The sequence below is a fragment of the Thalassospira sp. ER-Se-21-Dark genome, assembly GCF_017922435.1.
Classification (GTDB): domain Bacteria; phylum Pseudomonadota; class Alphaproteobacteria; order Rhodospirillales; family Thalassospiraceae; genus Thalassospira.
The window spans coordinates 847212-868980 of sequence record NZ_VDEZ01000002.1; the positions used below are offsets into that span (position 1 = coordinate 847212).

Annotated in this window: 21 protein-coding genes; 7 read left to right on the forward strand and 14 right to left on the reverse strand. The window is 55.1% G+C overall.

Annotation, left to right across the window (positions count from 1 at the left end):
• Positions 1–159 precede the first annotated feature (159 nt).
• The 3 genes from FHI25_RS11640 to folK all read right to left on the reverse strand — a co-directional run bounded on the left by FHI25_RS11640 (position 160) and on the right by folK (position 3437).
• A complete protein-coding gene (locus FHI25_RS11640) occupies positions 160–2304 on the reverse strand; it encodes a bifunctional (p)ppGpp synthetase/guanosine-3',5'-bis(diphosphate) 3'-pyrophosphohydrolase (protein WP_063089421.1) in 2145 nt (714 codons plus the stop codon).
• Positions 2305–2446: 142 nt separating this feature from the next.
• The gene (gene rpoZ / locus FHI25_RS11645; protein WP_210517958.1) at positions 2447–2779 is read right to left on the reverse strand and encodes a DNA-directed RNA polymerase subunit omega; all 333 of its coding nucleotides are present in this window, start codon (positions 2777–2779) and stop codon (positions 2447–2449) included.
• A gap of 109 nt (positions 2780–2888) precedes the next feature.
• On the reverse strand, positions 2889–3437 hold the full coding sequence (gene folK, locus FHI25_RS11650) for a 2-amino-4-hydroxy-6-hydroxymethyldihydropteridine diphosphokinase (protein ID WP_349238011.1): 549 nt from the start codon (positions 3435–3437) through the stop codon (positions 2889–2891).
• 200 nt (positions 3438–3637) lie between these two features.
• Between folK and FHI25_RS11655 the strand changes: the two genes are divergently transcribed.
• The 3 genes from FHI25_RS11655 (at position 3638) to recQ (ending at position 6824) form a co-directional block, all read left to right on the forward strand.
• The gene (locus tag FHI25_RS11655; protein WP_008891152.1) at positions 3638–4246 is read left to right on the forward strand and encodes an NYN domain-containing protein; all 609 of its coding nucleotides are present in this window, start codon (positions 3638–3640) and stop codon (positions 4244–4246) included.
• Between the two features lie 84 nt (positions 4247–4330).
• Positions 4331–4972: a uracil-DNA glycosylase gene (locus FHI25_RS11660; protein ID WP_120226007.1), complete on the forward strand. Its 642-nt coding sequence runs from the start codon at positions 4331–4333 to the stop codon at positions 4970–4972.
• Positions 4973–4991: 19 nt separating this feature from the next.
• Complete coding sequence (gene recQ, locus FHI25_RS11665; RefSeq protein WP_064789277.1) at positions 4992–6824, forward strand: DNA helicase RecQ; 1833 nt, start codon at positions 4992–4994, stop codon at positions 6822–6824.
• A 41-nt stretch (positions 6825–6865) separates the two neighbouring features.
• Here the strand turns inward: recQ and FHI25_RS11670 are convergent, their stop codons facing one another.
• The 4 genes from FHI25_RS11670 to dapA form a co-directional block, all read right to left on the reverse strand.
• On the reverse strand, positions 6866–7357 hold the full coding sequence (locus tag FHI25_RS11670) for a glutathione peroxidase (protein WP_008891155.1): 492 nt from the start codon (positions 7355–7357) through the stop codon (positions 6866–6868).
• Between the two features lie 64 nt (positions 7358–7421).
• The gene (locus tag FHI25_RS11675; RefSeq protein ID WP_210517961.1) at positions 7422–8081 is read right to left on the reverse strand and encodes a sulfite oxidase-like oxidoreductase; all 660 of its coding nucleotides are present in this window, start codon (positions 8079–8081) and stop codon (positions 7422–7424) included.
• A 123-nt stretch (positions 8082–8204) separates the two neighbouring features.
• A complete protein-coding gene (smpB, locus tag FHI25_RS11680; RefSeq protein WP_008891158.1) occupies positions 8205–8681 on the reverse strand; it encodes an SsrA-binding protein SmpB in 477 nt (158 codons plus the stop codon).
• A 17-nt stretch (positions 8682–8698) separates the two neighbouring features.
• Complete coding sequence (gene dapA, locus FHI25_RS11685) at positions 8699–9580, reverse strand: 4-hydroxy-tetrahydrodipicolinate synthase (protein WP_064789137.1); 882 nt, start codon at positions 9578–9580, stop codon at positions 8699–8701.
• 208 nt (positions 9581–9788) lie between these two features.
• On the opposite strand from dapA, the gene FHI25_RS11690 reads away from it, so the two are divergent.
• On the forward strand, positions 9789–11825 hold the full coding sequence (locus FHI25_RS11690) for a lytic transglycosylase domain-containing protein (RefSeq protein ID WP_210517963.1): 2037 nt from the start codon (positions 9789–9791) through the stop codon (positions 11823–11825).
• A gap of 94 nt (positions 11826–11919) precedes the next feature.
• Entirely contained in the window at positions 11920–12618 is a 699-nt protein-coding gene (locus FHI25_RS11695; protein WP_210517965.1) for a haloacid dehalogenase type II, read from the forward strand.
• Between the two features lie 137 nt (positions 12619–12755).
• Here FHI25_RS11695 and FHI25_RS11700 read toward each other — a convergent pair whose 3' ends face one another.
• Positions 12756–13211: a polymer-forming cytoskeletal protein gene (locus FHI25_RS11700; RefSeq protein ID WP_008891162.1), complete on the reverse strand. Its 456-nt coding sequence runs from the start codon at positions 13209–13211 to the stop codon at positions 12756–12758.
• Positions 13171–14496 carry a M23 family metallopeptidase gene (locus FHI25_RS11705; RefSeq protein ID WP_008891163.1) on the reverse strand — a complete coding sequence of 442 codons (1326 nt, stop codon included), beginning with the start codon at positions 14494–14496 and terminating at the stop codon, positions 13171–13173. Before FHI25_RS11705 ends, FHI25_RS11700 begins: the two co-directional genes overlap by 41 nt.
• A 222-nt stretch (positions 14497–14718) precedes the next feature.
• Between FHI25_RS11705 and FHI25_RS11710 the strand changes: the two genes are divergently transcribed.
• Both FHI25_RS11710 and FHI25_RS11715 read left to right on the forward strand, forming a co-directional pair.
• Positions 14719–15213, forward strand: coding sequence for a phosphatidylglycerophosphatase A (locus FHI25_RS11710; RefSeq protein WP_246879044.1), 495 nt, complete (start codon positions 14719–14721; stop codon positions 15211–15213).
• A gap of 29 nt (positions 15214–15242) precedes the next feature.
• Positions 15243–15746 carry a CinA family protein gene (locus FHI25_RS11715; RefSeq protein ID WP_349238012.1) on the forward strand — a complete coding sequence of 168 codons (504 nt, stop codon included), beginning with the start codon at positions 15243–15245 and terminating at the stop codon, positions 15744–15746.
• Positions 15747–15749: 3 nt separating this feature from the next.
• On the opposite strand, the gene FHI25_RS11720 is transcribed toward FHI25_RS11715, so the two are convergent.
• The 5 genes from FHI25_RS11720 to FHI25_RS11740 all read right to left on the reverse strand — a co-directional run bounded on the left by FHI25_RS11720 (position 15750) and on the right by FHI25_RS11740 (position 21731).
• Complete coding sequence (locus tag FHI25_RS11720) at positions 15750–16214, reverse strand: type II toxin-antitoxin system RatA family toxin (RefSeq protein WP_008891166.1); 465 nt, start codon at positions 16212–16214, stop codon at positions 15750–15752.
• A 49-nt stretch (positions 16215–16263) separates the two neighbouring features.
• Positions 16264–17262 carry a lipoyl synthase gene (gene lipA, locus FHI25_RS11725; protein ID WP_008891167.1) on the reverse strand — a complete coding sequence of 333 codons (999 nt, stop codon included), beginning with the start codon at positions 17260–17262 and terminating at the stop codon, positions 16264–16266.
• Between the two features lie 125 nt (positions 17263–17387).
• Positions 17388–18785, reverse strand: a complete 1398-nt coding sequence (gene lpdA / locus FHI25_RS11730) for a dihydrolipoyl dehydrogenase (RefSeq protein ID WP_210517967.1) — start codon at positions 18783–18785, stop codon at positions 17388–17390.
• 95 nt (positions 18786–18880) lie between these two features.
• Positions 18881–20218, reverse strand: a complete 1338-nt coding sequence (locus FHI25_RS11735; protein ID WP_120226003.1) for a pyruvate dehydrogenase complex dihydrolipoamide acetyltransferase — start codon at positions 20216–20218, stop codon at positions 18881–18883.
• 64 nt (positions 20219–20282) lie between these two features.
• Complete coding sequence (locus FHI25_RS11740; RefSeq protein WP_210517969.1) at positions 20283–21731, reverse strand: pyruvate dehydrogenase complex E1 component subunit beta; 1449 nt, start codon at positions 21729–21731, stop codon at positions 20283–20285.
• Positions 21732–21769: the final 38 nt, after the last annotated feature.

The following is a 21769-nucleotide window of genomic DNA, read 5'->3' on the forward strand; positions in this document are numbered from 1 at the left end:
GGATGAAGGTTTGCTGCGGCGCCGAAACATGCGGGGTCAGTTCTGGATCTAATCACGTAATGCTAAAATCTTGAAGCATATGCGTAAGTGCTGACTGCGCGATTGGCAAGGCTTTTGCGCCAAATTCGCCTAAAAGGTGAAGGCGTTTACAGTTCGCCGTCACCCGCGCGCGCGTTCAACGGCATTGACCACCGGTGTGGCACGCAATGCGGCAATGATATTGGTCAGGTGTTTGACATCGACCACATCGATATCAATCAGCATTTCAAAGAAGTCTGTTGTGCGATTGGTAAAGCGCAGATTGGTGATATTGCCATGGTTCTTGGCAATCACGCTGGTGATTGAACTAAGCGCGCCCTGCTCGTGGCCGACGGTCAATCCAAGGCGGCCGATGAAATGTTCCGGTTCGCCCTCGTTATCCCACCCGACATCAAGCCAGCGTTCCGGCTGCTCGGTAAAGGTTTCAAGCGTATCGCAGTCAATCGTATGGATTGTCACCCCCTTGCCGGTTGTAACAATCCCGACAATGCGGTCCCCCGGCAGCGGGTGGCAACAGCCGGCATAATGCACGGCCATACCGGGAATAAGGCCCTTGATCGGGATGGCGTGATCATGTTTGCGGGCGCGCACCTTATCAAGTGGCACAACCTTGCGCGCCGTTTCCTTGTCCTTGGTGCCCGGGAACACGGCATGAACAACTTCACGCCCGGTGTGATGCCCGGCCCCGACAAGGGTCAAAAGCGCATCAACCGACGGCTGCTTGAAGATTTTAAGAACCCCTTCAAGCGCCTTGTCGGAATAATCATAACCTTCCTGACGGAACGCCTTTTGCAGGATCGCCTTGCCAAGATCCTTGTACTGGTCTTCCTGCTGCTGGCGGATAAAGCGGCGAATTCGCGCCCGCGCCTTGCCGGTAACAACAAACCGTTCCCAGGTCGGATTCGGCGTCTGCGCCTTCGATGTTACGATTTCGACTTGGTCACCGTTATTGAGCACCGTGCGCAACGGCACCATCGCGCCATTGACCTTGGCCCCGACACAGGTATCGCCGATGTGGGTGTGGATCATATAGGCGAAATCGACCGGGGTTGCGCGGGCCGGAAGCGCAATCACATCGCCCTTCGGGCTAAAGCAGAACACCTGATCCTGGAACATCGCAAGCTTGGTATGTTCAAGGAATTCTTCCGGTTCGGACGCGTGTTCCAGAATATCAAGGAGGTCACGCAGCCAACGATACTGCACCCCTTCCTTCTGCTGACCGGTCGGTGCTTCCTGTTTATAGGCCCAGTGTGCTGCCACACCGTTTTCGTTGACCTCGTGCATCTGGCGGGTACGGATCTGAACCTCGATCCGGTGATTTTCCGGGCCCAGCACCGTGGTATGGATCGAACGATATCCGTTAGGTTTCGGGGTCGAAATATAATCCTTGAACCGTCCCGGAACCACTTTGTAATTGGCGTGCAGATATCCCAGCACTTCGTAGCAATTGGGCATGTCATCGACCAGCACGCGAAACGCCATGATGTCAGACAGCTCACCAAAGGTGATGTTCTTGCGCTGCATCTTCTGCCAGATCGAATAGGGCCGCTTTTCGCGCCCGTAAATGTCGACCTTAAGCCCCTGGCGCGAAATGACTTCGGTCAGTTCGGAAACAATCCGGCTGACGACGTTGTCGTCCTTCTCGCGCAGGAATTCCAGACGTGCGAGGATCGAATCACGTGCTTCGGGATTGATATGCTGGAAGGCCAGATCTTCAAGCTCTTCCTTGATGTCATGCATACCGATGCGCTCGGCAAGCGGGGCATAAATCTCAAGCGTTTCAGCAGCGATCCGCACGCGCTTTTCCGGCTTGGAGATATAATGCAACGTCCGCATGTTGTGCAGTCGGTCGGCAAGTTTGACCAGCAACACGCGAATGTCTTCGGACATCGCCAAAAGCAGTTTGCGGAAGTTTTCCGCCTGCTTGGAATCAGCGGACTTCAGCTCGATCTGGGTCAGCTTGGTCACACCATCGACCAGCTTCATGATGTTGGTCCCGAAAAGCTTGGTGATCTCTTCAGGCGTCGCATCGGTATCTTCGATGGTGTCGTGCAGAAGGGCCGTGATGATCGTGTCGCAATCAAGCTTGTAATTGGTCAGAATGCCTGCGACTTCAATCGGATGGGAAAAATACGGGTCACCGGATGCGCGCTTTTGCGAACCGTGTTTCTGGGTCGCATAGACATAGGCCCGGTTCAGCGTGGTTTCGCACGCATCGGGGTCGTATGCCTTAACCCGTTCAACAAGTTCGTATTGGCGCATCATTCAGGGGCATCTCCGCAATTTTCCCAAGGGGATATAGTTCGTCCCCTTTCATAAGATAGTACGATCTGGACAAAAAAAAGCCACGGAAGATAAACACCGTGGCTCTTCTTTTGGAAAGGTTCAGATCAAAACCAGTCTGACCTTATTCTTCTTCCGACGGAGCAACAACGCCAGCGGAAGCATCTTCAACAGCTTCAGCAACCAGCTTCGGACCGAAATCGTCTTCGGTTTCTTCCGGCTCATCGGCTTCAACATGCCGCTGCAGACCCTGCACCATGCCATTGCGCAGATCGTCAAAATCAACCGTTACTTCGGCAATTTCACGCAGCGCAACAACCGGGTTCTTGTCGTTGTCACGATCAATGGTCAGTTCTGCACCGGCCGAGATGTTGCGTGCACGCTGAGCTGCGAGCATTACAAGCTCAAAGCGGTTCGGAATCTTGTCAACGCAATCTTCGACGGTAACGCGCGCCATAAATGTCTCCAGAAATACTTTTGGGGTGTCCAGACCGAGCTTTATAGCGTCGGATCACGTGTGTTGCAACAGCGAAACCACTCTTTCGATCAGGTTTTCGCATGCTTTATCAGCCATTCGTTTGTTTGCGAATCTGCTGATCGGCCGGCAGATCCGAAATCAGATCGTCTACTGTGCGGTTCAAAACCGGGTGAACCCAGTCGGCAACCACATCCCGCAAGGGCAGCAAGACAAACGCCCGCTCGGCCATGCGCGGGTGCGGCACATGAATGCCGCCGTCCTCACGCACCAATTCCCGGCCATAGGCAATCAGGTCAAGGTCAATGACGCGCGCGGCATTGCGTTCCCGCCGGACACGCCCGAATTCGGCCTCAACGTCATGCAAACGTTCAAGCAGATCATGCGCTGACAAGCCCGTCGAAATGCGTGCAACACCGTTCACGTACCAGGGCTGATCGGAAATCGGCACCGGTGCGGTTTCATAAAACGATGACACCTGATCAATCGAAATGTCGCCATTTTCGGCCAATCGACGCAGTGCGGCTTTCAATGTTTGTGCAGGCGCACCATATTCTTCGGTAGGCAAATTTGCACCGAAAGCAATCAGGATAGCGTCATCCGCGATCATGCTGGTGTCTGACGGTGAAGAATTGCGCACAAAGAAGACCTTCGGTTCGGTGATTGGGCGTATGACAAGGTTCGGGAAGACGGCATATCTAAGGGAGCCACCCTGCTCTGTCCACGATATTTTCGCCTTTCTTTGTCCCTGCACCCACGGTAAACATGAAAGGTCTGTATTTGAAAGTTCCGTATTTTAGGAACTCTAATAATTAAATTTGATGTTTGAGGAATTTAACGATGATTTTTTACCCGCAAGAACGCATCGGGTTATTTATCGACGGCTCCAATCTTTATGCCGCTGCCCGTGCCCTTGGTTTTGACATTGATTATAAACGTCTTTTGGACCTTTTTGCCCAGAAAGGTCAGCTGATCCGGGCCTTCTACTACACCGCCCTGATTGAAGATCAGGAATATTCCCCGATCCGCCCGCTTGTCGATTGGCTGGACTATAACGGCTACACCATGGTCACCAAACCGACCAAGGAGTTCACCGACGCCGCCGGTCGCCGCAAGATCAAGGGCAACATGGATATCGAGTTGGCAATTGACGTCATGGAAATGGCGCAACACCTTGATCATGTTGTTATTTTCTCGGGCGATGGTGATTTCCGCCGTCTGGTTGACGCCGTGCAGCGCAAAGGTGTGCGCGTCACTGTTGTTTCGACCGTCAAATCAAACCCGCCAATGGTTGCCGACGAATTGCGCCGTCAGGCCGATAACTTTATCGAACTGACCGCCCTTGAAGGCACGATTGCGCGCAAGGTTCAGCAACGCCGCGACGACGATCATCCCGATATCGACGATCATCCTGAACATCCCGATCTCGAAGAATTCGATTACGATTGATCGCGACACTGCGTCGCCCGTCACCCTGCCCTGATCACCACCGGTTACAGCCCGCACTGTAACCGGCAAAACGTCAGACTTGCCATGACCGCCTATCAGCAACCCGATATCGATTGTCAGCTTTGCCCGCGCCTTGTTGAATTCCGCCGCAAGAATCAGGAAAAATTTCCAGAATTCTACAACGGTCCTGTCCGTCCGTTCGGACCGCTTGATGCGCGTCTTCTGATCGTTGGTCTTGCCCCCGGGCTCAAGGGGGCTAATGCCACTGGCCGCCCTTTCACCGGCGACTATGCGGGTGATCTTTTGTACGACACGCTTAAAAAATTCGGCTTTGCCAAGGGCACCTATGACAAACGCCCGGATGACGGCCTTGAACTGGTTGATTGCCGCATCACCAACGCGGTGAAATGCGTTCCCCCGGAAAACAAACCCACCGGGCCAGAGGCCAATACATGCCGCCCGTTCCTGATCAGCGAATTTGATGCCATGAAGAACCTGTCGGCCATTCTTTGCCTTGGGCAGGTCGCCCATCAGGCGATGCTGCGCACCTTCGGGCTCAAGCTTTCATCGCTGAAATTTGGCCATGGCGCGTCGCATAAAATGGAAAATGGCATCACATTGTTTGATAGCTATCACTGTTCGCGCTACAACACCCAGACCTATCGCCTGACGCCAGAGATGTTTGAAAACGTCTTTGCCGGAATTCGCGCACATCTGGACGGTTAATTTGCCCGATACATTGCCCATGCCCGACCTTCTCGACCGACCTGTACAACGTCAGCCGATTGACGTTCTGCAAGAAGTGTTCGGCTATGACAGCTTTCGTGGCCAACAGGCTGAAATCATTGATCATGTCATCGCTGGAAATGATGCACTCGTCCTGATGCCGACTGGCGGCGGCAAGTCGCTTTGCTATCAGGTGCCAGCCCTGTGCCGCCCGGGAACGGCGGTTGTCGTATCCCCACTGATCGCGCTTATGAAGGATCAGGTTGATGCCCTTAATCAGCTGGGCGTCAAGGCCGCCTTTATCAATTCGACCCTTGCCCCCGATGCCGCGCGCGAAATTGAAACGCGTGCCGTCGATGGTGATATCGATCTTCTCTATGTGGCGCCGGAACGTTTTGCCTCTGACCGGTTCTTGAACCTGCTCGACCGGATCAGCATTTCATTGTTTGCAATTGATGAAGCCCACTGCGTGTCGCAATGGGGCCATGATTTCCGCCCGGAATATCGCCGGCTTGATTTGCTGCCAACCCGCTTTGCCCATGTGCCGCGCATTGCGCTGACGGCAACGGCCGATACACCGACCCGCAAAGACATTGCCGAAAACCTGCATCTGACCGATGCACAGTGCTTTATCACCGGCTTTGACCGCCCGAACATCACCTATCGCATTGAAACCAAGGGCAATGCCAAGCAACGCCTGCTGTCGTTCCTTAATCGCGAACATGCAAAGGATGCTGGGATTGTCTATTGCCTGTCACGACGCAAAACCGAAGACGTCGCGCAATGGCTTTCGGAAAATGGTCGACCGGCCCTGCCGTATCACGCTGGTCTGGCACAGGAAACACGCCAACTTCATCAGGACCGCTTCCTGCGTGAAGACGGGCTGATCATCTGTGCCACTGTGGCCTTTGGCATGGGGATCGACAAACCCAATGTCCGCTTTGTCGCCCATCTCAATCTGCCCAAAAGCATGGAAGCCTATTATCAGGAAACCGGGCGTGCCGGGCGTGACGGACTGCCGGCCAATGCGTGGATGAATTACGATCTGTCCGATATCGTTTCGATCCGAAGCATGGTGGCCGGATCCGACGCCCCCGAAGCCCAGAAACGCATTGAGTCGCGTAAACTCGATGCGCTGGTTGGTCTTGCGGAAACGACCCGTTGCCGCCGTCAGGTGATCCTGTCCTATTTTGGTGAAGATCGGCACGAGCCGTGCGGCAACTGCGACACCTGCCTTGAACCGGTTGACACCTGGGATGCAACCCAGGCCTCTCGCAAGGCGCTGTCGGCGGTGTATCGCACCGGCCAACGCTTTGGCCCGGCACATGTGATCGAAGTCCTGATGGGTCGCAAGACCGAAAAAATCCGCCAAAACGGCCATGACAAGCTTTCGGTCTATGCCATTGGCAAGGACATTGCGCAGCCACAATGGCGCTCGGTCTTCCGACAGCTCCTTGCCATGGGATATCTCGAAGTCGATGTCGAAGGACACGGTGGCGTCTATTTGACCGAGGAGTCCCGACCGGTGCTGCGCGGCGAAAAAGTCGTCGAAATGCGCAAGGACCCCGGCGAAAGCAAACGCGCCATGACCAAGCGTCTGCGCGATTTTGATACAGAGTTCGAAAACGAGGAAGACCGCGATCTTTGGGAACGTTTGCGCACGCTGCGTCGCGAACTGGCCACCAGCCAGAATGTGCCGCCCTATGTGATCTTCAGTGACCGGACACTATGGGAAATGGTGCGTTTCAAGCCCCGCACCCTTGAAGATATGGCATCCATCAACGGTGTCGGCGTCAAAAAGCTTGATCAGTATGGATTGGCATTTCTTGATGTCATGGACGGACGGCGGTAATCCGCCGTCCCGTCATCAAATCATCTTTTGGCAGTTTTGCCCTAAAGGCTTGCGCGAATGGCGCTGACAATTTCCTCGTCTTCCGGCTTGGTCCGACTGTCAAAGCTTTGAATAAGCTTGCCATCGCGGCCAATCAGATATTTGTGGAAATTCCATTGCGGGGCGTTTTCAGCACCCAATTCCTGCTCCGCCCACTTATAGAACGGGTGCGCATCCGGGCCTTTGACCGTGGTTTTTGATGTCAGCGGGAAGTCGACATCAAAATTGACCTCACAGAAATCAAGGATATCGGCATCCTCGCTATATTCCTGTCCGCCAAAATCGGCCGACGGGACGCCAAGGACAACAAGCCCCTCGTCACGGTAATCTTCCCACAGTTTCTGCAGGCCGGTATATTGTGGCGTAAACCCGCACATCGAGGCGGTATTTACCAGCAAAACGACTTTGTCGTTATACTCTGAAAGATGGATTTCACCGGCATCAATCGCCGGGAAAGAAAAGTCGTATGCAGATGGCGCATCATCCGATGCCATTGTCTCCCTCCAGGACAAACTCACGACAACAATAGTAAAGACAAAGAATACAACGAATTGCCGCCTATTCATAGCGCTCCTCCGTCCATGGGTCGGCATTATTGTGATAACCGCGTTCTTCCCAGAAGCCCGGCTTGTCGTCGCGGGCAAAGGTGATCTTTTTCACCCATTTGGCACTTTTCCAGAAATAAAGCTTCGGGATCACAACACGCAGCGGCCCGCCATGCTCTTCACTCAGCGGCTCGCCTTCCCAGTGATGGGCCAACAGCACATCATCATCCAGAAACTGCTCGATCCGAACATTGGTCGTATAGCCGTCATGGGCGGTAAACAGGACGTGACGCGCAACGGGTAATGGATCAACAAGCTCTGCCAGCGTTTTGGCCAACACGCCCTGCCAATGATTTTCGTATCGCGACCAACTGGTCACACAGTGAATGTCGTTTTTGGCCGTCACATGTGGCAAATCAAGCAGATCGGAAAAGCTCAATGTCGTCGGTTTTCTGACCTGCCCGTTGATTTCAAGCTGATAGTCATCCGCTAACACATGCGGCGTGATACCAAGATCCAGAACCGGCCAATCCGTGACAAGGCGCTGGCCCGGCGGCAAACGGTTCGCACGCTCAGTATCCGGTGCGCCGGTCATCAAGCGCCCGTCTTCGGCCCACTTGCGCTTGGCCGCGATCAGTTTGTCTTTGATCTTGCCTGAAAAGCTCTCGGTCACTGGATATTCCTTGGTTGATGATCGACATACGAAAAATGGCGCCAACACGTTCACCATGTCAGCGCCATTTAATCTCTTTTCACAGGGCCACGGCAAGTCACATGCCCGCGACCGATCTTTCAATCAGCCAAAGTCGCGCATCAAACGCGCCTTGTCGCGCTGCCAGTCACGCTCTTTGACCGCCTCACGCTTGTCGGCCTTTTTCTTGCCCTCAGCGATGGCGAGTTCAAGTTTCGCAATACCGCGCTCATTGAAATACAGTTTGACCGGAACAAGGGTGAAACCCTTCTTGTTCAGGGCATCATGCATCTTGGTGATTTCACGCTTATGCAAAAGCAGCTTGCGCGGTCGGCGCTCTTCGTGGCCGAACGGCATTTTGCTTTGATATTCAGGGATATAAGCGTTGATCAGCCACACTTCGCCGTTCTTCGCTTCGGCATAGGATTCCTGAATATTCCCTTTGCCATCGCGCAGCGATTTAACTTCGGTACCGCGCAGGGCGATGCCGGCTTCAAACGTTTCCGTCAGGAAAAAGTCAAAGCGGGCCCGCCGGTTCTGCGCGACAATCTTGTTGTTACTTGTTTCTTTCTTGGGTGCCATAAGACGCTTGTTATCGCTTACTGGCCGAGAATACCAGCATTCTTAAGTGCGGCTTCGACCTTGCGTTTGGATTCTTCGGCAATCTCGACCATCGGCAAACGCATATGGCTGCCACACAGGCCAAGAAGCTCTGCTGCGTATTTCACCGGTCCGGGGCTGGATTCACAGAACATCGCCTTGTGAACCGGCATCAGTCGATAGTTCAACTCCTGAACTTTCGAAATGTTCCCCGCAGCCCAGGCCGTATGCAGATCGGCACACAATTTCGGCGCGATGTTCGACGTCACAGAAATGCAGCCATGACCACCCTGTGCCAGGAACGGTACAATCGTACCGTCTTCACCCGACAGCTGGCAGAAATCGGCACCCGCTGCCAGACGGGTCAATGCCGGACGTTCCAGATCGCTGGTCGCATCCTTAACACCAACAATGCGCGGCAATTTGGCCAACTGCGCCATGGTATCAACATGCATATCAACGATCGAACGGCCCGGAATGTTGTAAATCACAATCGGGATATCGGTCGCGTCATGAATTGCCTTGTAATGCGCATACAGGCCTTTCTGGGTCGGCTTGTTGTAATACGGCGTTACCACAAGTGCGGCATCCGCACCGGCATTCTGCGCATGACGGGTCAGCGACACCGCTTCTGCGGTCGAATTCGAACCCGTTCCCGCAATCACAGGACCGCGGCCTTTGGCAACTTCAAGTGCCAGTTCGACAACGCGATGATGCTCGGCATGGCTAAGGGTCGGAGATTCACCGGTGGTTCCGACAGGCACAACACCTGTCGTGCCCTGTTTAAGCTGCCAATCCACAAAAGACTGGAACGCCTTTTCATCAATCGCACCATCTTGCGTGAATGGTGTGATCAAAGCTGTGATTGAACCCTTAAACATAGAGATCTCCAAATTCGGGATATATTGAAAGCGGTCGCGAAAATAGCCGCTGTTGGGGTTTCCCGCAAGCACTGTATCCAATAATCCGGGCGATCCGGGATCGGCTCTGAAAATTCCCGTCAGGACTGTTTGGCTTTTATCAATTTCGCTGCCATAATGCCCGGCTCGAGAGAGCATTCGTTGCCGCAAGGCACAAGGGGAACATCACATGGCGCAAGCGTCTTTCCGCAAGATTTCGATCTGCGCATTGGCACTGGGCTTTTCGATCTTGATACCAGGCAGTTATCAGGTGCAGGCCGCAACGAATGAAGACAACGTTCTTCAGACGCAGCCGCCCTCGCCGCTGTATTCTGCTGTCAGCCGGGCGCGCCTAAACGCCTTTCTGGACGCGGTTGAAGATGGCAAGACCGACATTTTCGAACAACTCCTGACCAATTTTGACGATCCCCTGCTGCAAAAGGCTGCGGAATGGATGCTGCTGACTGCCCCCAATTCCGGGCACAGCTTCGAAGAAATCACCGCCTTCATCGATGCCCATCCGAAATGGCCCAATCAGGCGCTGCTGCGACAGCGCGCCGAAGAAGCCATGACCGATGCCGTGCCCGATGACGAAATCCTGGCCTGGTTCAAACGATCCGCGCCGGTGACCGCTGATGGCGCAACCCGCCAGATCAAGGCGTTGCTGGGTGCCGGACAAGAATCGGCGGCCATCGCACTGGTCCGCCACAGCTGGATTAACGAGAATTTCGGCAGCGGCCAGGAACGCCGCTTCCTTGATCGCTACGGCCAATACATTGATCAGGAAACCCATCAGCAGCGCCTTGATCGCCTGTTATGGGAAGGCCGTCTGACGACTGCCGCGCGCATGATGAAATATGTCAGCGACGATTACCGCCGCCTGGCCGAGGCCCGCGCTGCCCTTCGCGCCATGAGTGGCGGTGTTGACGGTGCGATCAATCGCGTTCCGGAAAAATACCGCGATGATCCCGGCCTGATTTACGAACGTGTGCGCTGGCGCCGCAAGAAGGACCGCGATCAGGATGCGCGTGATCTTCTGCTCTCGCAGGCCAATGATCTCGCCTATATCTCGATCCGGCCGCAATACTGGTGGCTGGAAAAGGCCATTCTGGCCCGCCGCGCCCTGCAAAAGGGCCATATCACCGATGCCTATCGGCTGGTCGCCAACCATGGGCAGGTTGATCCCGGCGATATCGCCGAAGCCGAATGGTATGCCGGCTGGATCGCGCTTGAATTTTTGGGCGATGCCGACATCGCGCTGACTCATTTCCAGAACCTTTATGATGTCGTTCAATACCCGATCAGCCTGTCGCGCGGCTCTTACTGGGCCGGACGCGCCAACGAGGCACTTGGCGATCAGAAACGCGCCAAGGAATGGTACGCAATCGCGGCCGAACATGCCCATACCTTCTATGGGCAGCTCGCCATCGACAAACTGGGCAGCAAGCCATCCTATTCGGTTGAACAACCGGTCCCGACCGCCGAACAACGCGCCGAATTCGAAGCACAGGAACTGACCCAGGTTGTTCGCAAGCTTGGCGCGATGGGCCTTGGCAATATCATCCGTCCTTTCATCATGGCCTTGGTTTACGAACATGATGAACCGGAATACCTCGCCATGGCGACCGATCTGGCGCGCGAATATGGTCGCACCGATCTGGGCATTCTGGCTGCCAAACGCAGCATCCGCACTGGCAGTGGCTATCTTGATGCCGCCTACCCGATCCATGAACAGGTTCCGCTGGGCCGTGCCCCGGATCCGGCGCTGGTCCATGCCATCATGCGTCAGGAAAGCCTGTTTAACCCGCAGGCGGTTTCGTCTGCTGGCGCACGCGGATTGATGCAGTTGATGCCGGCCACGGCAAAGCGCATGGCGCAGTCGCTCAAGCTTGATTACGACACCGATCGCCTGATCGAGGACCCGTCCTTCAACATCGCCGTTGGCCGTGCGTATCTAAGCCGCCTTCTTGATCGTTGGGATGGTCAGGAAGTCCTGACGATTGCCAGCTACAATGCCGGGCCGACCCGTGTGCGCCAATGGATCAACGAATATGGCGATCCGCGTGACCCGGATGTCGATCTGGTCGACTGGATCGAAATGATCCCCTACAGCGAAACCCGAAATTACGTTCAGCGTGTGATGGAAGGAACTTATGTCTATCGCCGGCGTTTTGCCCGGGACGAGATAGCAATGGGCCAAAGCGACGCAGCACAGGATACCGAATAAGGACAGTCGGGGTCTCTTCCGCCTGTCCTGATTTGCGCCTGCGCGCAATTGCCCCATATTTGATCAACACTGCTTGTCAGAAGAGGTCAGCAATATGTCCGATAACGCACTGTCTTCCTGCCGTGCTTTTGTTTTCGATGCCTATGGCACCCTGTTTGATGTCGGTTCCGCCGTCGCCAAATTGCGCGACAGCGTCGGCGACGAGGCAGATCGCCTTTCAACGCTTTGGCGACAAAAGCAACTTGAATACACCTGGTTGCGCAGTCTGATGGGGGACTTTGCCGATTTCTGGACCGTGACCGGCGATGCGCTCGATTACGCACTTGATCAGATTGGCAAAAAGGATCCGGTGCTGCGCGCCAAGCTGATGGAAACCTATCTGTCGCTTGATACCTTCCCCGAAGTGGTCGAAACGCTGAAAACGCTGAAAAGTCAGGGCCACAAGCTTGCGATCCTGTCCAATGGTGCCAAGCATATGCTGATCTCGGCGGCCAAATCGTCGGGCATTCTGTCGCTGTTTGATCAGATCATCTGTGTCGATGATCTTAAAACCTACAAACCGCATCCGGATGTCTATCAGCTTGCCGTCGACAAGCTTGAAGTCGAACCGGCCGAGATTTCATTCCAGTCGTCAAACGGCTGGGATATTGCCGGGGCCGGGCATTTCGGGTTCCGCACCGCCTGGATCAATCGCGCGCACAGCCCGGCCGAACGCCTGTCGCATACCGCCGATGTGGTGCTGAACGGCCTTGACGAGTTGCTGCCACTGGTTGGCGAACCGCAAAAAGCATAACGCTCGGCAGCTCCAATGACGCCTAAACATGAAAAAGGCAGGCCCGAAATCGGTGCCTGCCTTTTTTGGTTTCTCTGTCGGTTTTTGCTATGGCCGGACCCGCCACCTAAAAACCGCAACACAAATCACTTAAGTGATTATTTGTTTTCTTTCTTTACGTTGGCCGCAACCACCTGCCCCGCCTGGATCACCGTCAGGCCGCCTTCGTCGGCAGCACTTTCGATGCGACGGCAATGGCCTTCGATATGGGCACCCGGCTCGATGGAAAGGCTTTCATGAAGAATGTCACCGATCATGCGGGCGGTATCGGAAAGGGAAACATCCTTTGCCCGGACCTGACCGATAACGGTGCCGCAAATGCGGATTTTATCGGCAACGATTTCGCCGCGGACTTCGCCGCTTTGACCGATGGTCAGGGTCCGTGTGCGAATATCGCCATTGACCGAACCATCAACCTGAACATCGGATTCCGAAATCAGATCACCCGTCACACGAAGATCGGCATTGATGACCGACAGGCCACCCTTTTTCTCGGCGCCGTGTGAACCACTTTTATTCGTTGTTTGTGTCGTCTTGCTCGCTTTTGAAAACATAACGTCCCGCCTCAATAAATTTTACAGGATTGACCGGCTTATTATTGACCAGAACTTCATAATGCACATGGCTACCGGTACTGCGGCCCGTGCTTCCCATCAAGGCGATATGGTCCTGGTACTGCACTTCGTCGCCCTTCTTTACGAGGACCTTGTATAGGTGGCCATAACGGGTTCGAATACCGTTTCCGTGATCAACTTCGACCATCTTCCCGTATTTGCCACTCCATCCCGCATGCACCACTTTGCCCGGTGCGGTTGCAAGAATTGGTGTCTTGATCGGTCCGGCAAGATCAACACCGGAATGAAAAGCCCAGCGACCATTGATCGGGTCTTTTCGTTTACCGAACGAGCTCGATAGATAGTATTTCGCCGCCGGTTCCCCGATTGGCGTCTTCTTGATCCTGTCATGCAGGTTGGCAAGGTGATCCATACGATCATTCAGCGCCAACGCCGTATTGACAAATTCCTCGTCCTGCGGGTGTTCAGGCTCGAACGCCACGAACGGACCACCAACACCGGGCTGCTGCGGCTTCATCGGCGGCAGAACAAATGTTTCCGGCTGCAGGCCGGTCATTTCAAGCACATTCTCAAGCTCGAGAATGGTGGTATCTGCCGTCTGGGCCACCCGCTGCATGGCTTGTTGCTGGATCGAGTGCAGATCAGCAATACGCTGACGCGCTTCGCTCAGTTCACCCTGAAGCTTTTTGGACCGCTGCAAAGCCTGATCACGTTCACGCATCACACGCGACATGACGGTTTCAACCGTTTCCAACTCGTCGCGCAGTGCAAGGTTGCGGTTGGTGATCCCGTCAATCTGGCCCTGCAACGCATTCATCTGGTTATCCATCGACGTGCGAAGCGATGAAATCCGGACTTTCTCCTTCTCGCTATCAGCAAGCTTGGAGGTATAATCCTGTACCCGCGCCTGAAGCTGCAGGTTCTTTTCAGCCATCGACAACAGATTACGATGGGTATCTTCCATCTGGGATGTAATCTCGCCAAAACGGCGCTGACTTTCGGTAACCCGGGCGATCAGACGGTTGTACGACAGCTCGCTTCTGAAAAGCTGCTCTTCACGCATTGTAAGGCGCTGATCTAGGTACCAGCTATAACCTGTAACGCCGACCGTCCAGGTTATGGCTGCTGCCCCGAATGAGGCCAGTGCGACCTGCGCGTATTTTCCAAGCCGAAGCTGGTAAACGGAATCATTGGAACGGATAAGCAACTGCCGATCCGGAAACCATTTATCCACCAACCGACGAATGCGTTCAAACGCCGACATATTCAGTGTCTAACCCCTAGTTGCCCGTATGCATGTCCGGTTACCCCGGTTATGCAGAGTTTCTTTGACCCCGCCTGAGACATTTTCGCCTTTTCTTTACGCTACCTGTAACTCGGCCTGCAAGCAAGCCCGTTAACACATCCTTAATCGCAAAATTTTCACCTTCTGCTCATATGCTGTGTTACCTATGGCCATCTTCCACATCATATGCGTTTGCTGAGAATGGCGTTTTCCCGATTTATGATCACCTTTGCCGCAACCTGGTTTTATAGCGGCAAAAGCCCGAAGGCACCCGGCACGGCCGGATCGTTCGCCGCCCTGCCCTTTGGCTGGCTGATCTGGGCCTATGGCGGGAACACGGCATTGATCATCGCCAGCATCGCCGTTTTTGCCATCGGTATCTGGGTCGCCCATCTTTACAGCAACATGCTGGGCATCCATGACGCCGGCGAGATCGTCATTGATGAAGTGGTCGGCCAATGGATGTGTCTGCTTGTCGTGCCGCTTGGCGCGGTCTGGATGGATGTTGCGTGGCTGTTGATTGCCTTCTTGGCATTCCGCATATTTGACGTCATCAAGCCTTGGCCGATACGCTGGGTTGACCGGCGCGTGGGCGGCGGGTTTGGCATCATGTTTGATGATGTCCTGGCCGGCGTTTTTGCCATGATTGCGCTTGTCGGCGTTGTTTACCTGACTGGCGACCTGACAGGCTCCTGACGAGCACACCTGATTGACGGATGATCGTGATGATGAATGACCCTGATCTTCTAAATGCGGCAAGTGCCCTGATCGCGCGCTGCAAGGCAAAGGGCGAAATGATCGCCACGGCAGAATCCTGTACCGGTGGTCTGATCACCGGCACCCTGACCGGCGTTGATGGCAGCTCATCGGTGGTCGATTGCGGCTTTGTCACCTATTCGAACGAAGCCAAACACAGCCTGATCGGCGTTGGCAATGACTTGCTCGCCGAACATGGTGCTGTCTCGGAACAGGTTGCTCGCGCCATGTGCGAAGGGGCGCTTGATCGTGCGCCCAATGCCACCATCGCGGTTTCGGTTACCGGCATCGCCGGTCCGGGGGGTGGCACGGACACCAAACCGGTCGGGCTTGTTCATTTTGGCTGTGCGGCCAAGGGGCGCGATACCATCACGACCCACACGGTCTTTCCCGGCGATCGCCATATGGTGCGCAGGGCAACAGTCCTCAAGGCCTTTGCCCTGATCGAAGAAATGCTGGATCGCTTGGACTAGAAATCAGGCCTGATTTTCCGATGTCGGCAAGTTCGGCTCACCATACACTTCGCGCGCACGGGTTTCAAACGCCCCCACCATCATTTTGACGGCTTCGTTAAACACAACGCCGATCATTTTCTGCAACAGGGCTGATCGAAACTCGAAATCGACAAAGAAATCAAGCGACGTACCGCCGTCCTCATCCTCTTCAAACACCCAGTGATTGTTGAGATACTTGAACGGCCCCTGCAGATATTCAACATCGACCCGGTCCGGGCGCTGCAGGGTGACTTTCGATGTGTATTTTTCGCGAAACATCTTAAAGCCGATCACAAGATCCGCCTTAAGCACATTGCCTTCACGCTTGCGCACCCGCGATGCGACACACCACGGAAGGAACTCCGAATAGGAATCGATATCCGCAACGAGATCAAAGAGTTGTTCCGGCGTATAGGGCAGTTTCCTGCGCTCTGCATGCGTCGGCACGCGATATCTCCCTTGATCGTCGTGGTCTGTGGCTAAACGGGTGAAAGGATTACTGTGCCGCCGTTACGGTCTGTTCCGCCTTGGCTTTGGCCGCATCGGCAGCTGCCAGCTTCTTCTCGCGCGCTTCACGAAGCTGCTCGAAATCGCGGTCCGCGTGATAGCTCGACCGTGTTAGCGGCGTTGCTGACACCATCAAGAAGCCCTTGCCACGTGCCATCGATGCATATTCGTTGAATTCATCAGGTGTCACAAACTTGTGGACCGGCTCGTGCTTAAGGGTCGGCTGCAGATACTGGCCAATCGTCAGGAAGTCGACATCGGCCACGCGCAGGTCATCCATCACCTGTGCCAGTTCCTTGCGTTCCTCACCCAGACCAACCATCAGGCCGGATTTGGTAAAGATCGTCGGGTCAATCTGTTTGACGCGATCAAGAATACGCAGCGACTGGTAATAGCGCGCACCCGGACGGATATTGGTATAAAGCCGCGGCACGGTTTCAAGATTGTGGTTGAACACGTCCGGACGGGCCTTGGCAACGATTTCAACCGCACCCGGCTTGTCACGGAAGTCCGGGGTCAGGATTTCAATCGTGGTTTCCGGCGACTTGTGACGGATCGCTTCGATCACGCGGGCAAAATGCGCTGCCCCGCCATCGGCCAGATCATCACGGTCAACAGACGTGATCACAACATGCTTAAGCTGCATGTCGGCAACCGCCATCGCCAGGTTTTCCGGCTCGAACGGGTCAAGCGCGTTCGGCATACCGGTTTTGACGTTACAGAACGAACATGCACGCGTACAGGTATCGCCCATGATCATGAAGGATGCGTGTTTCTTCTGCCAGCATTCGCCGATATTCGGGCATGCGGCTTCTTCACACACGGTATGAAGGTTCAGACCACGCGCAAGGTCGCGGGTTTCCTGATACCCCTTGGAGGTCGGAGCCTTGACCCTGATCCAGGACGGTTTGCGCCCCGATGGGCGATCTGGCCGTTTCTGTTTTTCCGGGTGACGAACGGGTTTCTGTTCGCTGGGCGCCGTCGACATAGAGTTACCTCCGAAGGATTGGACGGGCGGCAATTTGCCGCCACGCCGCGCATTTGTCAAACCGACATTCGTAAAAGGTGATCATACCGGGCATGTCCGCCCGGCACGACACAATATCTCAAGCTCTAGAAGTGGATCGCACGGCCATAGGCGTCAAGGACCGACTCATGCATCATTTCCGAAAGCGTCGGATGCGGGAAGACCGTATGCATCAGATCTTCCTCGGTCGTTTCAAGACCCATCGCAACCACAAAGCCCTGGATCAGTTCGGTCACTTCCGCACCGACCATGTGCGCGCCAAGCAACTCGCCGGTCTTGGCATCAAACACGGTCTTGACCAGACCTTCGGCCTCGCCAAGGGCAACCGCCTTGCCATTGCCAATGAACGGGAACTTGCCGACCTTGACTTCATAACCGGCCTCTTTGGCCTTGGCTTCGGTCAGGCCGACACTTGCGACCTGCGGATGGCAATAGGTGCACCCCGGAATCTTGCGCGGATCAAGCGGATGAACGCCTTTGACACCGGCAATCTTTTCAATGCAGATAACACCTTCGTGCTCGGCCTTGTGGGCGAGCATCGGCGGACCGGCAACGTCACCAATGGCATAGATGCCCGGTTCTGCAGTTGCCGAATATTCGTCGGTATCAATCACATTGCGATCAACCTTGACCTTGGTGGTTTCAAGACCAAGACCTTCTGTATTGCCGATCACACCAACGGCCGAAATTACACGATCAACGGTCAATTCCTGTTTCTTGCCGTCCTTGGTTTCCACCGTGACAACAACGTTATCGGAATTGCGCTTAAGGTTCGCGACCTTGGCTTCGGTCAGGATTTTCATCCCGTCCTTGGTCATCATCTTCTGCGCCAGGCCAGCGACTTCCTTGTCTTCAACCGGCATGATCTGCGGCATGATTTCCACCACGGTCACATCCGCACCCATGGTGTGATAGAAGCTGGCAAACTCGATCCCGATGGCACCGGACCCCACTACAACAAGGCTTTTGGGCATCTTGTCAGGCGTCATCGCCTTTTTGTAGTCCCAGACAACCTTGCCGTCGGCCTCAAGACCCGGCAGTGAACGGGCGCGCGCACCGGTCGCGATGATATAATTCTTCGCGGTATAGGTGCCCTTGTCCTTGCCTTCGACCACGATCTTTTTCGGGCCGTCGAACTTGGCTTCACCGTTGATCACGGTCACCTTGTTCTTTTTCAGCAAATGACCAACACCACCGGCAAGCTGCTTGGAAACACCGCGCGAACGCTGAATCACTGCATCCAGATCAAAGGACGGCTTTTCACATGAAAGACCATAATCCTTTGCGTGGTGCATGTTGCGATAAACTTCGGCCGAACGCAGCAGCGCCTTGGTCGGGATGCAGCCCCAGTTCAGGCAAATACCGCCAACATGTTCACGTTCGACAACAGCCGTTTTCAGGCCAAGCTGGGCCGCACGGATTGCGGTTACATAACCACCCGGGCCTGCGCCAATCACGATTACGTCGAAATTGTTATCCGCCATCGTAGGATCTCCTTCGCCTGCCCAATAATGGTTACAGGTCTTTTAAATTCAAATGCTTGCGGGGACTTGTTAAAGCCCCCGCGCAACTTTGGACCCTAGAGCAACATGCTCAGCGGATCTTCAATAAGCTTTTTGAATTCGGCCATGAATTCCGCACCGACTGCGCCATCGACCGCGCGATGGTCAACAGAAAGGGTGCAGGTCATGACAGTGGCGATTGCCAGTGCACCGTCCTTGACGACCGGGCGCTGTTCACCCGCACCAACTGCAAGGATGCAGCCCTGCGGCGGATTGATAATCGCCGAGAAGTCCTTGATGCCGAACATGCCAAGGTTGGAGACCGAGAAAGTCCCGCCCTGATAATCTTCCGGCTTCAGTTTGCCGTCACGTGCCTTGCCAGCCAGTGCCTTCATCTCGCCTGAGATTTCAGCAAGGCCTTTCGAACCGGCATCACGAACAACCGGCGTGATCAGGCCACCTTCGATGGCAACCGCCACCGAGATATCCTGTTTCTTGCACTGCAGGGTCGCCTTGTCGGTCCAGATGGAGTTCGCAGCCGGAACCTTTTTCAGCGCCAGCGAAACCGCACGGATGACGAAATCATTGACCGAAATCTTGACACCCTCGCCCGCCTTTTCATTCAGCTGCTTGCGGGTGGCCAACAGATTGTCGAGTTCGCAATCCACCGTCAGGTAGAAGTGCGGAACCTGCTGCTTGGATTCGGTCAGGCGACGCGCGATGGTTTTGCGCATGCCGCTGTTCGGAATTTCTTCGTATTCCGGCAGACCGGTAAGATCCGGGTTCCAGCCAGATGCGGCCGGTGCACTTGCTGCTGCCGGTGCATCTGCAGATTTCTTGTCTTCGGATGCGGCGGATTTTTCGGCCGGTTTCGACGACAGAGCCGCTTCGATGTCGCGTTTCACGATACGACCACGCGGGCCCGAACCGGAAACATCGGAAAGCTCGACACCTTCGTTGGCGGCAATTCGCCGCGCAAGCGGGCTTGCCTTGATGCGCTTGCCACCGGAAACCGGGGCGGCCGGTGCCGGCTTATCGTCACCAGAAGCCGATTTTTCGGCTGCTGCTGGTGCTTTTTCCTCTTTGGCGTCGTCCTTGGCCGGCGCACTTTCACCGCCACCAGACGTGCTGGCCGCAGACGTGTCCGCGCCCTCAAGCGCGCTTTCGTCTTCGTCTTCCTCAAGCAGCAACGCGATAACTTCGTTTACCGCAACGTTTTCGCTGCCTTCAGAAACAAGGATTTTACCGATCTTGCCTTCGTCGACGGCTTCGACTTCCATCGTGGCTTTGTCGGTTTCGATTTCGGCGATGACGTCACCCGATTCAACGGTGTCGCCTTCCTTGACGTGCCATTTCGCCAAGGTGCCTTCGGTCATGGTCGGCGACAAGGCCGGCATCAATACTTTTACAGGCATGAACGCATTCTCCCGGTAACGGGGCGGCGCGGAGTAACCCGCGACCAGCCCCTGTCCGTCTTACTTAGCGATAGCAAACGGCCTTGGCCGCGGCGACGATGTGGCTGTCCTGCGGAAGCGCAAGCGCCTCCAGGTTGGCAGCATACGGCATCGGAACGTCTTCGCCGGTTACACGGGCAACCGGTGCATCGAGGTAATCAAATGCATGTTCCATCGCAACAGACGCGATTTCCGCACCAATACCCGAGAAGTGCCAGCCTTCCTCAACAGTCACCAGACGGTTGGTCTTCATGACCGAACGCACGATGGTGTTCACATCCAGCGGACGGATGGTGCGCAGGTTGATGACCTCTGCCGAGATGCCCTGCTCTGCCAGTTGCTCGGCCGCCTTAAGCGCCTTGCCCACCATGATCGAGAAAGCAACGATGGTGACATCGGTCCCTTCGCGTTCGATCTTGGCCTGACCAATCGGCAGGACGAAATCTTCGTCGTCAGGCACTTCGAAGCTCTGACCGTACATGATTTCGTTTTCAAGGAAGACAATCGGGTTCGGGTCGCGAATAGCCGCCTTCAGAAGGCCTTTGGCGTCTGCGGCCGACCACGGTGCAACAACCTTAAGACCCGGGCAATGGGCATACCAGGATGCATAGCACTGCGAGTGCTGGGCACCGACGCGCGATGCCGCACCGTTCGGGCCACGGAACACGATCGGGCAGCCAAGCTGGCCACCGGACATGTACAGCGTCTTCGCAGCAGAGTTGATGATCTGGTCAATCGCCTGCATTGCGAAGTTAAAGGTCATGAATTCCAGAACCGGCTTAAGGCCCATAAAGGCCGAACCGGTTGCAAGGCCGGTGAAACCGTGCTCGGTGATCGGGGTATCGATCACGCGCTTGTCACCGAATTCATCCAAAAGACCCTGGGTAACCTTGTAGGCCCCCTGATACTGCGCAACTTCTTCACCCATGACGAAGACGTTTTCGTCAGAACGCATTTCTTCGGCCATTGCATCGCGCAGGGCTTCACGAACGGTCTGGGTTTTAAAGCTGGTATAGGTCTTTTCGTCCTGGGTCGCGTTCATCACGCTCATTGCGCGCGGCTCAGCGTCAGAACGTTCAATCGCACCGCTGGCAGAAACCGGTGCGGCATTCGAAGATGCCGGGGCTTTGTCAGATGATTCTTCCTTGGAAGACTCTTCTTCTTTTGCCGGTGCGGCGTCTTTTTTGGGTTCAGAGGACGCAGAAACGTTATCAAGTGCTGACGCGTCTTCGTCTTCTTCAAGGATATAGGCAATCACCTGGTTGACCGCGACATTCTCGGTACCGGCTTCGATAACGAGCTTACCAATGGTGCCCTCGTCTACGGCCTCGACTTCCATCGTGGCTTTGTCGGTTTCGATTTCTGCGATCACGTCACCGGATGCGACAGTGTCGCCTTCCTTGACGTTCCATTTGGCAAGTGTGCCTTCGGTCATGGTCGGCGACAGGGCCGGCATCAAAACTTCAATCGGCATTGTTCCCTCTCTCCCGGGAAATATCGTTCAAAAGCGGT

What these genes read in the sequence shown, in the direction of transcription:
- FHI25_RS11690 (WP_210517963.1), top strand. Translation starts at nt 9,789, where the DNA reads ATGGCGCAAGCGTCTTTCCGCAAGATTTCGATCTGCGCATTGGCACTG.
- FHI25_RS11695 (WP_210517965.1), top strand. Translation starts at nt 11,920, where the DNA reads ATGTCCGATAACGCACTGTCTTCCTGCCGTGCTTTTGTTTTCGATGCC.
- FHI25_RS11705 (WP_008891163.1), bottom strand. Translation starts at nt 14,496, where the DNA reads ATGTCGGCGTTTGAACGCATTCGTCGGTTGGTGGATAAATGGTTTCCG.
- lpdA (WP_210517967.1), bottom strand. Translation starts at nt 18,785, where the DNA reads ATGGCGGATAACAATTTCGACGTAATCGTGATTGGCGCAGGCCCGGGT.
- smpB (WP_008891158.1), bottom strand. Translation starts at nt 8,681, where the DNA reads ATGGCACCCAAGAAAGAAACAAGTAACAACAAGATTGTCGCGCAGAAC.
- recQ (WP_064789277.1), top strand. Translation starts at nt 4,992, where the DNA reads ATGCCCGACCTTCTCGACCGACCTGTACAACGTCAGCCGATTGACGTT.
- FHI25_RS11715 (WP_349238012.1), top strand. Translation starts at nt 15,243, where the DNA reads ATGATGAATGACCCTGATCTTCTAAATGCGGCAAGTGCCCTGATCGCG.
- FHI25_RS11735 (WP_120226003.1), bottom strand. Translation starts at nt 20,218, where the DNA reads ATGCCTGTAAAAGTATTGATGCCGGCCTTGTCGCCGACCATGACCGAA.
- dapA (WP_064789137.1), bottom strand. Translation starts at nt 9,580, where the DNA reads ATGTTTAAGGGTTCAATCACAGCTTTGATCACACCATTCACGCAAGAT.
- FHI25_RS11655 (WP_008891152.1), top strand. Translation starts at nt 3,638, where the DNA reads ATGATTTTTTACCCGCAAGAACGCATCGGGTTATTTATCGACGGCTCC.
- FHI25_RS11640 (WP_063089421.1), bottom strand. Translation starts at nt 2,304, where the DNA reads ATGATGCGCCAATACGAACTTGTTGAACGGGTTAAGGCATACGACCCC.
- FHI25_RS11700 (WP_008891162.1), bottom strand. Translation starts at nt 13,211, where the DNA reads ATGTTTTCAAAAGCGAGCAAGACGACACAAACAACGAATAAAAGTGGT.
- FHI25_RS11710 (WP_246879044.1), top strand. Translation starts at nt 14,719, where the DNA reads ATGGCGTTTTCCCGATTTATGATCACCTTTGCCGCAACCTGGTTTTAT.
- rpoZ (WP_210517958.1), bottom strand. Translation starts at nt 2,779, where the DNA reads ATGGCGCGCGTTACCGTCGAAGATTGCGTTGACAAGATTCCGAACCGC.
- FHI25_RS11660 (WP_120226007.1), top strand. Translation starts at nt 4,331, where the DNA reads ATGACCGCCTATCAGCAACCCGATATCGATTGTCAGCTTTGCCCGCGC.
- lipA (WP_008891167.1), bottom strand. Translation starts at nt 17,262, where the DNA reads ATGTCGACGGCGCCCAGCGAACAGAAACCCGTTCGTCACCCGGAAAAA.
- FHI25_RS11740 (WP_210517969.1), bottom strand. Translation starts at nt 21,731, where the DNA reads ATGCCGATTGAAGTTTTGATGCCGGCCCTGTCGCCGACCATGACCGAA.
- FHI25_RS11670 (WP_008891155.1), bottom strand. Translation starts at nt 7,357, where the DNA reads ATGGCATCGGATGATGCGCCATCTGCATACGACTTTTCTTTCCCGGCG.